We start from the raw sequence: 13,604 nt of genomic DNA, 5'->3' as shown, positions 1-13,604 counted from the left end.
TTGCGCAGGTGGTTCGGCCCAGACAAAAAGGGCGGAAAGCCGATTGTGGCAGTGCGGCATGGCATTCGCAGAAAAACTGAGAGAGCGGTCGCGCGTTCGAAACGCAGCGAACAACTTGCGCGTACGAACCGGAACAGGCGGAATGTCGATGAACACTGGCGCAGTATGCGCTATCGCCTCTCACCTGAGGAAGCCGCCACTCTATACAGATTGGGGGCGGGCTGCCGACAGGTAGTTTCCAGGCTACTAAACACTACTGTTCCTGTAGCAGAAACAGGATCGCATCGAAAGCCGCCAGCTGGGCTGCCCTCTGGCTGGAATAGACCCGCCGGGAGAACCGCTTATAACCAGTGGCAGAGCGCTGGATGACGCCATGCCAACCATCTGCGTGCTCGAAGATGGTCACATGATAGCCCTGATCGCTGATCACAAGATTGCCCTGACGCGATTGCCGCCAGGCCTTGCGATCCGGCCAAGCCGCGCGGCGGCGGGCGGCATTCTTCATCGATGCCTCGCGCCGGCGGGCCCGCTCGACATCTTCCTCCATGTGCCCGGCACAGATACAGCCGCAATGCAGCGTCTCCGGATAGTTTGGATGCTGCATGGCATGGACATACCGGATGTCCTGACGCTCACACATCTCGCAGACGGCTTCCGGCGAGCCGAGGTCCTCGATGTCGATGCAGCTCCAGCCCCTGTGCGGGACACCTGATACCGACCATTTGCCGAAGCGGCGAAAATCAGCCGTGTCGTCAGGCTCGGTCATCGCCGAAAGCGCGGGGTCCAGCGCTCCTCCATTGCTTCGTCCGACTCGTCGAGTTCGTCCTCGTCCTGGTAGGTGTCATCGACAAGCTGCGCACAGGACAGCACGGTCAGCACTCGGTCGTAACGGCCGAGGTCAACGACCTGCTCGACAACCGGTACGGCGCGGGTGCCTCCGAACCAGTCGAGAATGTCGCTGTCGGCTTCTTCTCGAAGCCGACGCCGGTCAGCGGCAGGCCGCCTGGCAATGGATGCCGTCAGCGTACCTGCGGGTAGGGTAGCGCCCTTGCGAAGCCAGCTCTGGCCCCCGAGCTGCTTAAGGGCTTCTGATTTGAAGCAGTAATCGACATGGCTGTTGTGGCTGACAACGATTGCTGCTGCGTCGTGGGTCTCGCTTATGTAGCGGATAGCCGCCGCCACAGTGGAGGCCCCGGCCTCGCGCCGGAGCGTCTCAATGCTCTGCAGACCTTCTCGCGCCCGCTTCAAGAGGGCGCGGATGAGCGATGAGGGCATGAGCAACCCCGCCGCAAAGTAGTCGGCCTCCCGCTCATACGGGTCGGCCGAGACGAAGCCCGCCCGGGAACTATGGATGCCGGCCTCGAACTGAATATGGTCGAGATGGCCTTCGGCAAAGTAGTGACCGAACTCGTGGGCGATGCTGAAGCGTTGGAAGCCTTCGCTCGGGATATGGGTCGCATAGCGGATGCCGAAGGTGTTCCCGAAACGCAACAGCATGCCCGAGACGCCGTCTTCGTCGGCGTCCATCGCCTGTAGCGGGATGCTGCAGGCCTCGGCCAATGCCTTCAGATCGACCGGCAGACTAAGCAGGCCTTTCTCGCGCAGAACATGTTCGGCGAGTCGAACCAGTTTTCGCTGCTGCAGATCGGGATTGCGGATCATTCGTCCTCCCCGCGCTCCTTCTCGTCCTGCTGGGCTAAGAACCTCATGAAGTCAGCCGCCATCTTGCGGTTCTTGTCAGTCAGCTTGTGTACGTCGCGATAGATCGGATCGGCTTCTGCGGCACCGGCTGGATCCTCTGATCGTCCCAGCAGGTAGTCAGTCGTGATGTTGAGGGCGTTGGCGAGCTTCCGGAGGTTGTCGAAGGACGGTTTCCGCGTGCCAGCTTCGAAATGGGCAACCGAACTCGCGGGCAGGCCGGTCTCGCGCGCGAGATCGGCCTGACTCAGTTTGCGGAGCTCCTCCCGTGCGGTCCGGAGGCGTTCCCTGAAGATATCAGATGGATTATTGGAAGATGATGTCATGGCGATTTCGACATGGTGGGGTTGGCGAGTCTTTCAGTTAGTCCTATATTACCGACATAGATGCCATGTCGAACACGACATTGGCAAGGGCTGAAACGCCCGCAACCCTAAAGGAGGTCGCCATGACGACTGAGACGACAGACATCGAAGACGTTGCGGCCTCTATTGCCGCAGGCCGCAAACCCCGCCCGCAGGGGCCGTACCGGATGGAGGTCGGCGATGCCGAGCTCGCCTTCCGGCCGGTGCGGATCGAAGACCCGGTTCCCACGGGTCGCCAGGTTCTCGAGGCGGCGGGTATCCGGCGGGTCGAAGAGCATCTCCTGTTCCAGATCCTTACTAACGGCGAGCTCGAAGAGCTGCGCCTGGATGAGACCACCGATCTGCGGGGTGGCGGCGTCGAACGTTTCCTGATTTTCCCGAGCGCCGAATCCTATCGCATCGAACTCGACCGCAAGGTGTTCGAGTGGGGCGCCTGCGCGATCAGCGGCAGGGTTCTGAAGCGGCTGGCCGGGGTCGACCCCGTCACCTACGGCGTTTGGCTCGAGGTCAGGGGCGGCGAGGATCAGCCGGTCGGCGACAATGAGCTGGTGCAGCTGGACGGAAAGGGACTGGAGCGCTTTTTCACGGGTATCACGCAGACGACGGAGGGTGTGGCATGAGTCTGCTGCCCTCCGCCGATCGTCGGTATCTCGCGGGGCGCGGTCTCGCCTACCGGGAAGTGACGGATGGCGCCCAGCGGGGCGTCATCCTCACCGGGTTCATATTGCCGGCCGCGAAGTACCAGGTAGATGCAGCCAGCATCCTGATCCTGCTGCCCAACGGCTATCCGGACGTGGCGCCAGACATGTTCTATGCGCTGCCCTGGCTACAGTTGGTCCCCGCCCAGCGATATCCGAACGCGGCGAACCAGCCGGTGCAGTTCGAGGGCCAGCGGTGGCAACGCTGGTCGCGCCACAATACGAGCTGGCGTCCCGGTGTGGACGGCCTCAGCACCATGCTGAAGCGGGTCGAACAGGCGTTGCTGGAGGCTGCGTGATGGACATCGAACTGACGTTGCAGGAGGCGCATCAGGCGGAGTTGAAGCGCCTGCTTCATCGCCCGGATGGCACCGAGGCGGCAGCCTATGTGCTGTATGGCATGAGCCATATTGCCGTCGATCCCTGGTCGCGGCAGGCGCGGCTCCGGCTGACGTCTTTCGAGATCGTTCCGATACCGTCTGACGATGCGGTCTCGGCCAGTGAGCGCCATATCACCTGGCGCACAGGCTCATACGTCAGCCTCTGCCGGCGCGCGGCCGATGAAGGGTTGTTGCCCGGCATCGTTCACAGCCACCCTGGCGGCTTCCCAGATTTTTCCACGCAGGACGACCGGAACGAGCGGGAGCTTTTCAGGCTGGCCCGGAACCGGAATGGCGATGAGGCCAGGTTGCTGAGCTTGCTGCTGATCGGAAAGGATAGGTTCCGGGCCCGGCTCTGGGTTGATGAGAAGGCTCCTCTTGAGGTCGGCACGATCCGCTCCGTTGGTACCCGGCTCATCTATACGACGGTTGTTGCCGCGACACCGGATGCGGCTTTTGACCGCCAGGCCCGAGCTTTCGGCGCCGGGTTGAACAGCATCCTGCGGGGACTTCGGGTCGGTGTCGTCGGTTGCGGTGCAACGGGCAGCGCGACGGCGATGCTGCTGGCACGGCTGGGTATCGGCCAGATCGCGCTCTTCGATGAAGACATTGTCGAGGTGACCAATCTGAACCGGCTGCACGGCGCGCGGCGGGCGGATGCCGATGCCATGCGGCCAAAAGTCGAAGTGGTGGCGCGGGAGATCAGCGAGCTGGGACTTGGGGTACGGGTCCGCGCCTATCAGAACTGGGTCGAGGACTCGTCAGTGCGGGATGCGCTCAAAGCTTGCGATGTGATCTTCGGCTGCACAGACGATCACGGCGGCCGTCTGTTTCTGAACCGGTTCGCGCACTTTTACCTTATTCCGGTGATCGATATGGGCCTGGCAATCGAACCCAGCCCGGAGGGTGGCCTGCGGGACATGAGCGCCCGTGTGACGGTCCTGACGCCCGGGGCACCGTGCCTGATGTGTCGGGGTGTCGCAGATGCCCGAGCCGCAGGCGAGGAGGCATTGCGTCGGAGCGCGCCCGCCGAGTACGAGCGGCAGAAGCGTGAAGCCTATGTCCGGGGTGGCGGCGATCCTGCACCTGCCGTGGTGACGTTCACTACGGAAGCGGCCAGCATGGCAGTCAACGAACTCCTGCAGGGACTGGTGGACTATCGAGGCGAAGGTCGGTGGGCCTGGCAGCGGGTCCGGCGGCTGGACCGGGGCGAGGAGCGCCGTCAGGGCGCAAAGCAGCGGCCCGACTGCCCGATCTGCGTCGACACGCACTACTGGGGCCGGGCCGATGTCGAGCCGTTTCTCGATCGGATCGGCTGATGGGGCGTATCAAGGTACTTTGTCGTATCGTTCTAGAGCGGGTTGGGTGGCTTCCCAAAAGCCATTTGGTCGCCTCGGTTCAGGACGCGCATCCGGACCTCGAACGTCTACGGTCAGGACGCCTGGTCATCGTGCGGAGCGGCAGCCTCGACAAATGGGTCTGCTTCCGCTGCCCGGGCGGTTGTGGCGAGAAGTTGCAGCTGTCGCTCAGCTAACAGCGCAGGCCACGATGGTCGATTTCGGTCGACTGGTTCGGCCGCCCGAGCATCTCGCCGTCGATTCGACAAACCAATGCTTGCCGGTGTCATTTCTGGGTGAAAGGCGGCCGTGTTGAATGGTGCCGGGATAGCGGTCACGCCAACGGGCGGTTGGGACGAGACCGCGCTGACGCATGACATGCCGACACCCTGGATCGAAGCGGCAAAGTCTATGGGCTGGATGACTGCAACCGGTCAGCAGCGGAGCATTGCCACACGGTCCGGTGGAATGGAAACCCTAAAGCCGCATCATGATGAACATCGTTGCATAATATTGCCAGAAATCGCATCATGGACGGAAGATTATGAATATGCCGGGCGCATGGCGGATATGGACCACTTCGAGATCATCCTCTCTCTGTCGCGAGCTGCCGCAAGCGGCGACAGCAGCCGCGCGCGTTATCAGATCGAGCGACTGCGGGACTCTCTGCGGGAGTCGGAGCCGCGGCAGGCCGAGAAGCTGAGCAGGCTGCTATCGCGTGAGATCCGCAAGCAATCGGTCGCGCCGATGTCCCTTGAACGCATGCGCGCTGGGTCGGTGCCGGCACTGCCCGGCGAAGTGCTGAGTCGGAATACGCCGCTGCCACACGACAAGGAGACCGGAACACCGCTGGCGCGTGTGGTGCAGCCGGAGGAGGCCGCCGATGCGGAGCCAGTGTTCAATGAAGCGCTCAAGGCTGCTGTGACTGACCTGATTGAAGAGTGGTCTCGGGTGAAGGAACTGGCGGCGCTCGGCGTGCAACCGAATTTGCGTTGCTTGCTCTACGGCGCGCCGGGTGTCGGCAAAACTATGCTCGCCCGCTACATCGGGGCGCAGCTTGGGCTTCCACTTGTCGAAGCCCGGCTGGATGGCCTTGTTTCGTCCTTCCTCGGAACCGCCGCCCGTAATATCGGCGCACTTTTCGATTTCGCAAATCGCTATCGCTGCATTCTATTCCTGGATGAATTCGACGCCGTCGCCAAAGCCCGCGATGACGCTCAGGAAGTGGGCGAGATCAAGCGGGTGGTGAACACGCTTCTGCAAAGCCTTGATGCGCGAGGGAACAGGGGCTTCACCTTGGCGGCCACCAACCATGAGCATCTTCTCGACTCTGCCGTTTGGCGTCGGTTCGATGGACGTATCGAGATAGCGCTGCCGGATGAGACGGCGCGCCGGGTTTTGCTCGAGCGCTTCGTGCGTCCGATCGAACTGACCCGCGAGGAAATCGACATGCTGGTCTGGCTCACGGAAGGCATGAGTGGCGCCGATCTCGAAACGCTTGTCGCCGGGGGCAAACGTTTCCTGGTGCTGCATCAGCCAAAGGGAAGCAGCAACCGCGTCAGTCGCGGCCAGTCCATGCTGGCGGGGCTTCGGCGGCAGGCAACACTAAACGGCCACCTGTTCGGCGGGATTCGCAAGGCGCTGCTGCTTGGACCGGAGGAGGACCTTGCGGCCGCTTTCGTAGAGCAGGCCGGGCTGACTCAGAATGCAGCAGGAGCCATCGTCGGTGTATCTCAGTCAACGGTCTCGCGCCGCCTGCGGGAGCGCAGCCATGCGTCACGGGAGACATCATCTGGAACGGAGACCGTGAGCGATGGCTGAACGGGACAGTATCCAGCGTCCTGTCCAGGTTTTCCTCGACACCCGACGCTTCATTTACCCGCCTGCACCCGGAACGCGGGGGCCCAGCAAGGATTTTTTCCAAGGCGATAACGAGGGCTTCCGTCGCCACAAGGCAAGGATGCGAGAGCAACTCCGTGCCAGCAGCATGCGACTGCGGGAACAGCACTCGGCTCTCGGCTTCGTACTGGTGCAGATGCGAGAGGACGCCTTGGCGAAAAGTTATCGTCCGACCGAGAGGCTGTTCTGCGAGCGGAACCGGTTCGCACTCGTTGGCGGGCGCGGTATCGGAGAGATGTTCTTCCAGGCAACGCCGGACGCCTTGGACGCGCTCGATAAGCTCATTGCCGAGCGGGCTGAGGACATACCGCAGGAACGGGAAAACCCGCGCACCGGAGAGTTCGAAGAGCGTGTTTCCGGATATCGCAGCGAGCTTGGCGGCATCGCCAGCATTGGCTTGCTTGAAGCGCCGGACCGGTTGGATTTTTCCGCTTCCGAGGCCGTTGCGGCACTTGAGAAAGAGGGGATTATCGGTGGCTATCTGGTTGATCTGTTCCGCCCAGATCCTGCTGTCTCCGGCGATGCCGTCCGCGCGCAATTGAAAGCCCTGCAACATCGCCTGACCACCGTCGGCAGCTTGTTTGTGCGGCCGGTTGCTGGCCTGAGGGAGCGCCGGCCGACTGGGTTCACCCTTAGCATCGACCTGCTGCCTGCCGGCGCCTCGAACGATATCGTGCTGCTCGCACCAGAGGCGCCGACAGCAGCGACAGAGCGGACGGCCGGACGAGCCGTCGCCTCGGCCCCCCGTGACAGGTCTGTAAAGCGGCATCAACTATTGCTGGAGCAGTTGGCTGAAGAGCCTCTAGTCCGGCGGATCGCCTTGCCAATGGAGATCGAGCCGGCTCCCACGGGCGTTTCCGAGCCGGGTGCGGCAATAGACCTGCCGGCCCCGCTGGCTGATCGGGATTATCCCGTTGTGGGCGTGATCGATGGCGGTATTTCCGCACTGGACGCGCTCGACCCCTGGTGCGCCGGGGTAGCCAGCCCTCTGTTACCCGGGGATAGCGATCACGAGCATGGTACGTTCATCGCGGGGCTTGTGGCGGCAGGTTCTGCGCTCAACCCGGGTTTTGCCGATCGCCTGGAACGCGAGCCGTGCCGGTACTTCGACTTGGCAATCACCACGGAAACCTTTGCTCGGGCAGTACTACAGCACGCCGGATGAGTTTTTCGACCAGTTGGAGGAGCTTGTCGTGCACGCAAAGGCCGAGGCAGGAACGCGGGTCTTCAACTTCAGCCTTGGCTCCCCAAACGGACGCACCCGCCACAGCTACTCTACGTTCGCATCCCGGCTCGATGAAATCGCGCGGCTTCATGATGTCATTTTCGTCGTCTCGGCCGGAAACCTCGATGGAACCCAGCGGCGGCCGGAATGGCCGGTGGAGACCGATAAGGCGCTTGAGATGCTGGCGCAGCGGGGAGCGCGGGATGATGGCATTACGGCACCTGCAGAGCATATGTTCGGATTATCTGTCGGGCCGTGAACCCGCCAGGGCTTACTATTGCTGTGGAGGGGCTGCCCACGGCGTACACACGGCGAGGGCCCGGCGCTGGCGGGGCCCGCAAACCCGAACTCGTTCACTATGGCGGTGCAGCACAGCGAACGGGAAACGACACCGGCCTCGCTTCGCTCGATGCGGACGGATCGGTGGTCAAGAAATCTGGGACCAGTTTTGCTGCCCCACTGGTGGCGGCGACGGTCGCGGCCTTAGATCATCGACTCGGGGGGCAAGTGTCCCGGGAGCTACTGATGGCGCTTCCGGTGCATCGCTCGACGCGTCATCCGGCGATGATGAAGAAGCCGCTTCGGCCGATTGCCCGGGAATTCGTCGGCTTCGGTGTACCCGGAGACTCTGAGGCCTGTCTTGCTGATGATCCTCGTAGCATCACGCTGGTCTTCGCGGATGTCCTTCCAGCAAAACGAGAACTTTCGTTCGTCTTCACCTGGCCGTCGTCCCTGACGGGGTCAGATGGAAAGTGCCGCGGTGCTGTCGACATCACCCTGGCCTACTCACCGGTGGTCGATGCGGCGTTCGATGCCGAATGTCAGCGTGTTCAGTTAGCGGCTACCCTGCATCAGCTCAACGAGACGATGACCAACGAAGGCGAGATTATTCCTAATCATACGTCGCAGCTGAAACACTATGACAATGAGCTGCCGCAGAACCTAGATTACACAGAGAAGTATCTGCTTGAGAGCGGCCTCAAATGGACGCCGATCAAACGCTACTTCAGGGAAATGCGTGGCGTCGGAAATCGAAGCGACTGGCGTTTGTCCCTGAGCGCCTTGACCCGCGCTGGTGCTATTATCCCGGACGAAGGCATCGGCTTTGCGTTGCTAATGACCATCAGTGACCCTAAGGGAGTTGCTCCTGTCTACGACGAAGTTCGAGCTGAAGTTCTTAGACGCGGTTTGCGGCTGGCGGACATCACAGCCCAGGCACGAATTGGAGTCTAGAGGTGCTCCTTATCATCACTGATCTTCGCGTGACTTGCCACAAACCTCCGAACGGAGGTGATCGGTTTGTACGATACATGTAAACGGGGATTTCGCCGCACCATGTCTGACCGGCAGCTTCAGGAGCCGCCGCTGCGCAGCCTCGGCGCCCTTCGCGCCGGATCTCTATCCCGCAGAATATTGATCACGCGCCCGACCAGACCGATCAGCCAGCAGGCGATGCGGGTGCGGATGGCGAAACTGAGCGAGACGCGGACATGCAGAGTCATGCCTTTTGTCCGACACATGGGGCAGAGGGTCAGCGGATCGATGTTCAGGGCCATGTGATCGCCTCATGATTTTGCTTGCGTGAATCGGAGTGGCTGGCATCATGCTGCGCATGAACCTGATATTCCCCATAAACTTCATTGGCCACGACGAGTGGTTAGACAGCGGCTACGATCTCAACTTAGCGGCGGGCGAGGTGGTCACCAGAGACGGTGAACTGATCGGTCGATGGCAGGTGACTGATTACGACCCTAATGCCGAATACGGCGAAGAGGACGGACGCTATGAGTTCACCCCTCAGGGCGAGGATGCTGCAACGATCACCGAGGAGTTTGCACACCTGGATTTCAGGATCAGCCGTTGCTTCGCACTATCCAATATCACTCGAGCGATCCGAGACTGGTATGACGCCGAGAACCCCGACTGCCCGATTTCGTCGAGGCGTCACCCCGAGTAGTAAAACGCCCTCGGTAATCCGGAGGCGCGCAGCCGGTTGCAGCCCTCGGCTTGATATGCGGTGATGGCTTTCATTCTTGGGAATGACCCAGATCATTGCGAGCGCTGCCATATTATAACTTTAACTGGTTAGGCCCGGCGCATAGGGGCTCAGGAGGAAAATTGTCGGGACCATCGGAAAAGACAATTCGCAGATTGTTTGCTCTATCAGGAAATGCATGCGCGTTTCCCGATTGCCCTTCACCGATTGTCGAGGCGGAGGGCACAATCACTGGCGAAATCTGCCATGTGCGGGCGCAAAGCAAGGGCGGTCCGAGATATGGGGCATCCCAGACAGAACAGGAGAGGCATGCTTTTGACAACCTGATCCTCCTATGCCGACGGCACCACAAGATTGTCGACACAGAACCAGACATCTACTCGGTCGAGGTGCTCGAGGAAATGAAGGTGGTCCAGGCAACGCGATTTGGCCGGCCCGAGCAGGCAAGCGATGCCATATTTGCCAAACTACTGCTGAACGCGAAACGTATGGTTGAGATCACCAACAACAGCGGAAATGTCGTGGTTGATAGTCCTGGGGCCATCGTGGGCAGAACGATAAATTTGAGTACATCTCACAAATCTGTTCACGTTCATCCCGCGGCGGGTACAATCGGCGCCGATCAGAATGCCAGCCGCTACATTCAGCACCTGATCAGCCGCTACAACGAGTTTGCCTCCAAAGAGCCCACACGAGCATCCAAGTTCAGCTATGGCGCGTTATCCAAGAACATTGAGCATAAATTCGGAGCGCAGTGGAAGCTGCTTCCGATGGCAGCTTTCGCCGACCTTTGTACCTATCTGCAGGCCCGGATCGACAAGACGCGCTTCGCCAAGCTGAACAAATCCAATGGGCACTCCTCGTACTCAAGCTTCACTAAGTATACGCAAGAAATGCAATCGCGAACGGAAAGGTGATTATGCAGCAACGGGTCCGCCCAATGTCTAGCGTCCATCATGGCCGGGGCTTCGCTGCGGCACCAGTCGAACGTCGGCTTTCGGGGATGCGGCCACGCAGCATCGGTCGAGGCCGACCGTCCGCAAAGGGCCGGACTCAACGCGGTCCTCGACGATGATTGCCACACGCTTGCCGCTGAGCAGGTGGTTGTTCAGGGTCTCCACGATGCCGATCGCGACGGGTGGCAGGGCGACGATCTGATCCTGCCCAGTGTGGCGTGGGATGTGCAGTTGGATGCGGTCGCCTTCTGCCAGCTTGGGCAGGGGCGCAACCATCTTGCGATCACTGTCCGACAGACCTGAAAACTTGAACACTTGGGTGGCCATGGCGAGTTCTCCTGATCAGCCGATATAGGGGATCGAACAGACAGCTGAAGTGCGAACGTCAGGCAACTATGCAGCGCGACATGGCGGCTGCAGAAGTTGGTGGTAGAGCGAACTTCGCCCCCCTCCTACCTGATGAACGGCAGGAATGCGGAGAACTGCCTGGCAGTCCCGCGCACAGTCAACCAAGGGCCCCGGTAGAGGGCGCAGGAGAATGAGCTAATGTTGCGCTTCTTCAGTCGATCGGGTTCTGCTTCCTGATCGGAGTCAAGGGATAGAAGCAGCGGTCTTGTGGCGGCCAGATGCGCTGTCAGGCGTTGCTGTCGTGATCTGCCTCCCACGGCGCGAGGCGCCGAAGCACCTCCACCATCTCCGGTACGGATGTTGCCGGCGCGTCGAGGAGGGCGAGGAACTCCGCAAACCCTTCGGCACTCATGAGTATCGGTTGAAGTTCTTTCAGCAGCTTCTCAGGTGTAGATGCTGCCGCCTGTTGAATAAATTCTGCACGCAACAGACCACGCAGCGAAGCGGCCATGTCCATTAGGGCAATGTCCGTTTCGGAGTAGCCGGTCGGCATGGGGTGGCTATCGTTCTGCGTCATGGTTCAACTTTTTGCCGTCGCGCCTTTCTGCCGGTGGTGCGATCAGGGCGCCAGTGCCCACCTGCTAGCGAAGATGCCGTACGGTAGCAACTGGCGGATCATCGACATGGTGATACCTTACGGTATCATTCCGGGTTCCGTCGCAGTAATGCTACACCTAAGTACCATATTGCTTTTATGCGCCCAATGAGATACATCAACGTATCATTTATGCGAGGATGTCATGGCCCTGTCCACGGCAGAAGCACGTCTGGCTCGGGAGTTCGGCGCGGCCATCCGGGCACGTCGCAAGGCGCTCGGGCATACCCAGGCGGACCTCGCGGGCATGATCGGCACCAATCGGCGCTTCGTCAGCGAATTGGAGCGGGGGAAGGGGACCAGTTACCTTGCCCCGGCTCTGGCGGCGGCCGAGGCGCTGGGGATGCGGATCGGCAATCTGGTCACTGATAGGCCGAAGTCGTCCGGCCCCATACTGCCGCCTCTGTGAGCAGGTGATCCATGCAGCTGTTCTATGAGCGTTATCCGGTCGGCGAGATCATCCCGAGCGACAGCACCGCTCCGGTGTTCCGCTATGATCCCGCGTGGCTGGCACAGGGCGGCGCCTTTCCGCTTTCGACCACCATGCCACTGCGGTCCGAATCCTGGGGCTGGCCGGTGCTCGCGCCATGGCTGATCAACCTGCTGCCTGAAGACAATGATGCGATCCGCATGATGGCGCGTATTCTTGATGTCCCGCATACCGATGTTCTGGCCCTGCTGGGGCGGGTAGGGCGCGACACCTCGGGGGCGATTTCCTTCGCTGAGCGCGGGGCGACCGGGGGTGAGGCGCGAGAGGTTGCCTCCGAAGACGAACTGGAACGGATCATCGACGAATTGCCGCGAAAGCCATTCCTCGCAGGCGAAGACGGGGTCTCCATGTCACTTGCCGGGGTGCAGAGCAAGCTGGCCGTGCGCGTTTTGGAGGGCAGGCGTATTGCCATCCCGGTCAACGGCACAGCCTCGAGCCATATCCTGAAGCCAGACAGCGATCGCCTCTGGGGCGGTGTGCAGAACGAGGCGCTGTGCCTGACACTGGCGCGGCTGGTCGGCCTGCGTGCACCGGATGTTAGTACGGGCAGGGCGGGGCAGCGGTTCTATCTACTGGTCGGGCGTTATGACCGATTGCAGCAGGGCGAGGCCCTGCGGCGGCTGCATCAGGAGGATTTCTGTCAGGCGCTTGGCTTGCCGCCCTCGGCGAAATATCAGCACAATCAGACGAATGGCCCGAAGGGCAGTTTTGCCGCCATGATTGACCGGCTGCGCGCCATCGGTGGCGCGGGCGAGGTGTTCCGGCTCTGGGATGCCATGGTCTTCAACGTGCTGTGTTGCAACACGGATGCGCATCTGAAGAACTATTCCATCCTGATCCGAGGCGATGGCATCGAACTTGCCCCGATTTACGATGTGATGTGCGCGAAGGTCTGGCCCGGCATCACCGAGAACCTTGCCCTCGATGTCGATGACAAGCGCCGTGGGGAGTATATCGAGGGGCGGCACTGGGCGCGCGAGGCAAAAAAATGTGGCCTCGCACCAAGGGCCGCGCTGGAGCGCGTGAAAGCGTTGGCCGAGGCGGTCCAGAACCAGCTTGCTAATGCAAGAGCTGCCGTCGCGGCTATGCCGGCAGGGGATCATCCGATGCTCGATGAAGTCGAGAAGGCGATCCTGTCCCGCTGTGGCAGCATCCTGAAAACGCTGGATCGGTAACGACGGTAGGGTTCAGCGGCGGCCCGGGCGTATCCGGTATCGGTTTGGTCGATCCGCTCCGGCCCGGTAATCATTCGTGTGCAGCCTCGCCAAAACTACGCTGAGGCGCGAAACAGGTCGCCGCTTCCCTCGGATGCACGAAGCGTTTCTGCGGCATGTTTGATCGAGACGAAGCGCAGGTATGGATGGAGGGACACACCTGCAACCATCATTACTTGCGATCCGCGCAAGTAATGATTTGATCCCGCCCCCGCAACCAACATTTCTACTGATCCAGCGCGGAATCCGGATTTTACATTTTGTTACTTGCAAGTGTCAGAGGCTTGCCAAGACTTTCGAGGAGTCCGCTGAACTGGCCCCCGTTTCGACCGGACACCTGGGC

17 protein-coding genes and 2 pseudogenes are annotated in these 13,604 nt (G+C 61.1%); 13 read left to right on the top strand and 6 right to left on the bottom strand.

Going from position 1 to position 13,604, the window contains the following annotated elements:
- Positions 1 to 253: 253 nt before the first annotated feature.
- Genes EPA64_RS15925 through EPA64_RS15915 form a run of 3 tightly spaced genes read right to left on the bottom strand, consistent with a single transcriptional unit; the run spans position 254 to position 2,024 of the window.
- Entirely contained in the window at positions 254 to 766 is a 513-nt protein-coding gene (locus tag EPA64_RS15925) for a hypothetical protein (protein ID WP_134727273.1), read from the bottom strand.
- On the bottom strand, positions 763 to 1,662 hold the full coding sequence (locus EPA64_RS15920; RefSeq protein ID WP_134727272.1) for an ImmA/IrrE family metallo-endopeptidase: 900 nt from the start codon (positions 1,660 to 1,662) through the stop codon (positions 763 to 765). The genes EPA64_RS15925 and EPA64_RS15920 overlap by 4 nt, the downstream gene beginning before the upstream one ends.
- Complete coding sequence (locus EPA64_RS15915; protein ID WP_134727271.1) at positions 1,659 to 2,024, bottom strand: helix-turn-helix domain-containing protein; 366 nt, start codon at positions 2,022 to 2,024, stop codon at positions 1,659 to 1,661. Before EPA64_RS15915 ends, EPA64_RS15920 begins: the two co-directional genes overlap by 4 nt.
- A gap of 122 nt (positions 2,025 to 2,146) precedes the next feature.
- Here EPA64_RS15915 and EPA64_RS16545 point away from each other — a divergent pair, with 122 nt between their 5' ends.
- From EPA64_RS16545 to EPA64_RS15880, 9 genes and pseudogenes are all read left to right on the top strand, one after another.
- Positions 2,147 to 2,683, top strand: coding sequence for a multiubiquitin domain-containing protein (locus EPA64_RS16545; RefSeq protein ID WP_220443774.1), 537 nt, complete (start codon positions 2,147 to 2,149; stop codon positions 2,681 to 2,683).
- A complete protein-coding gene (locus tag EPA64_RS16540) occupies positions 2,680 to 3,060 on the top strand; it encodes an E2/UBC family protein (RefSeq protein ID WP_220443773.1) in 381 nt (126 codons plus the stop codon). The genes EPA64_RS16545 and EPA64_RS16540 overlap by 4 nt, the downstream gene beginning before the upstream one ends.
- Complete coding sequence (locus tag EPA64_RS15905; protein WP_167626691.1) at positions 3,060 to 4,460, top strand: ThiF family adenylyltransferase; 1,401 nt, start codon at positions 3,060 to 3,062, stop codon at positions 4,458 to 4,460. The genes EPA64_RS16540 and EPA64_RS15905 overlap by 1 nt, the downstream gene beginning before the upstream one ends.
- A pseudogene (locus EPA64_RS17150) lies at positions 4,460 to 4,855 on the top strand (ubiquitination-like system serine protease family protein). Before EPA64_RS15905 ends, EPA64_RS17150 begins: the two are co-directional and overlap by 1 nt.
- Positions 4,791 to 6,299 carry an AAA family ATPase gene (locus EPA64_RS15895; protein ID WP_167626690.1) on the top strand — a complete coding sequence of 503 codons (1,509 nt, stop codon included), beginning with the start codon at positions 4,791 to 4,793 and terminating at the stop codon, positions 6,297 to 6,299. The pseudogene EPA64_RS17150 and the gene EPA64_RS15895 overlap by 65 nt, the downstream one beginning before the upstream one ends.
- A complete protein-coding gene (locus EPA64_RS15890) occupies positions 6,292 to 7,542 on the top strand; it encodes a S8 family peptidase (protein WP_134727268.1) in 1,251 nt (416 codons plus the stop codon). The genes EPA64_RS15895 and EPA64_RS15890 overlap by 8 nt, the downstream gene beginning before the upstream one ends.
- A complete protein-coding gene (locus EPA64_RS15885; protein WP_134727267.1) occupies positions 7,511 to 7,861 on the top strand; it encodes a S8 family serine peptidase in 351 nt (116 codons plus the stop codon). The genes EPA64_RS15890 and EPA64_RS15885 overlap by 32 nt, the downstream gene beginning before the upstream one ends.
- Positions 7,858 to 8,085, top strand: a pseudogene (locus EPA64_RS17120) (S8 family serine peptidase); the annotation flags it as partial. The gene EPA64_RS15885 and the pseudogene EPA64_RS17120, both read left to right, overlap by 4 nt.
- 42 nt (positions 8,086 to 8,127) lie before the next feature.
- Positions 8,128 to 8,835 carry a hypothetical protein gene (locus tag EPA64_RS15880; RefSeq protein ID WP_246026797.1) on the top strand — a complete coding sequence of 236 codons (708 nt, stop codon included), beginning with the start codon at positions 8,128 to 8,130 and terminating at the stop codon, positions 8,833 to 8,835.
- A gap of 119 nt (positions 8,836 to 8,954) precedes the next feature.
- On the opposite strand, the gene EPA64_RS15875 is transcribed toward EPA64_RS15880, so the two are convergent.
- Positions 8,955 to 9,158, bottom strand: a complete 204-nt coding sequence (locus EPA64_RS15875) for a hypothetical protein (protein ID WP_134727266.1) — start codon at positions 9,156 to 9,158, stop codon at positions 8,955 to 8,957.
- A gap of 56 nt (positions 9,159 to 9,214) precedes the next feature.
- On the opposite strand from EPA64_RS15875, the gene EPA64_RS15870 reads away from it, so the two are divergent.
- Together EPA64_RS15870 and EPA64_RS15865 are read left to right on the top strand one after the other, a co-directional pair.
- Positions 9,215 to 9,559 (top strand): hypothetical protein, encoded by a 345-nt coding sequence (locus EPA64_RS15870; RefSeq protein ID WP_134727265.1) that lies wholly within the window; start codon positions 9,215 to 9,217, stop codon positions 9,557 to 9,559.
- A 428-nt stretch (positions 9,560 to 9,987) separates the two neighbouring features.
- Positions 9,988 to 10,515 (top strand): hypothetical protein, encoded by a 528-nt coding sequence (locus EPA64_RS15865; protein WP_220443771.1) that lies wholly within the window; start codon positions 9,988 to 9,990, stop codon positions 10,513 to 10,515.
- A 27-nt stretch (positions 10,516 to 10,542) separates the two neighbouring features.
- Here EPA64_RS15865 and EPA64_RS15860 read toward each other — a convergent pair whose 3' ends face one another.
- Complete coding sequence (locus EPA64_RS15860; protein WP_134727263.1) at positions 10,543 to 10,881, bottom strand: hypothetical protein; 339 nt, start codon at positions 10,879 to 10,881, stop codon at positions 10,543 to 10,545.
- Between the two features lie 307 nt (positions 10,882 to 11,188).
- A complete protein-coding gene (locus EPA64_RS15855; protein WP_134727262.1) occupies positions 11,189 to 11,479 on the bottom strand; it encodes a type II toxin-antitoxin system TacA family antitoxin in 291 nt (96 codons plus the stop codon).
- A 223-nt stretch (positions 11,480 to 11,702) separates the two neighbouring features.
- Here EPA64_RS15855 and EPA64_RS15850 point away from each other — a divergent pair, with 223 nt between their 5' ends.
- Both EPA64_RS15850 and EPA64_RS15845 read left to right on the top strand, forming a co-directional pair.
- Positions 11,703 to 11,966 carry a helix-turn-helix domain-containing protein gene (locus tag EPA64_RS15850; protein WP_134727261.1) on the top strand — a complete coding sequence of 88 codons (264 nt, stop codon included), beginning with the start codon at positions 11,703 to 11,705 and terminating at the stop codon, positions 11,964 to 11,966.
- A gap of 11 nt (positions 11,967 to 11,977) precedes the next feature.
- Positions 11,978 to 13,222, top strand: a complete 1,245-nt coding sequence (locus EPA64_RS15845) for a type II toxin-antitoxin system HipA family toxin (protein WP_134727260.1) — start codon at positions 11,978 to 11,980, stop codon at positions 13,220 to 13,222.
- The last annotated feature ends 382 nt before the right edge of the window (positions 13,223 to 13,604 follow it).

The sequence above is a fragment of the Paracoccus luteus genome, assembly GCF_004522155.1.
GTDB classification, from domain to species: domain Bacteria; phylum Pseudomonadota; class Alphaproteobacteria; order Rhodobacterales; family Rhodobacteraceae; genus Paracoccus; species Paracoccus luteus.
Note: the sequence above shows the minus strand (reverse complement) of the source record. Positions and strands in the feature narration are given on the sequence as shown.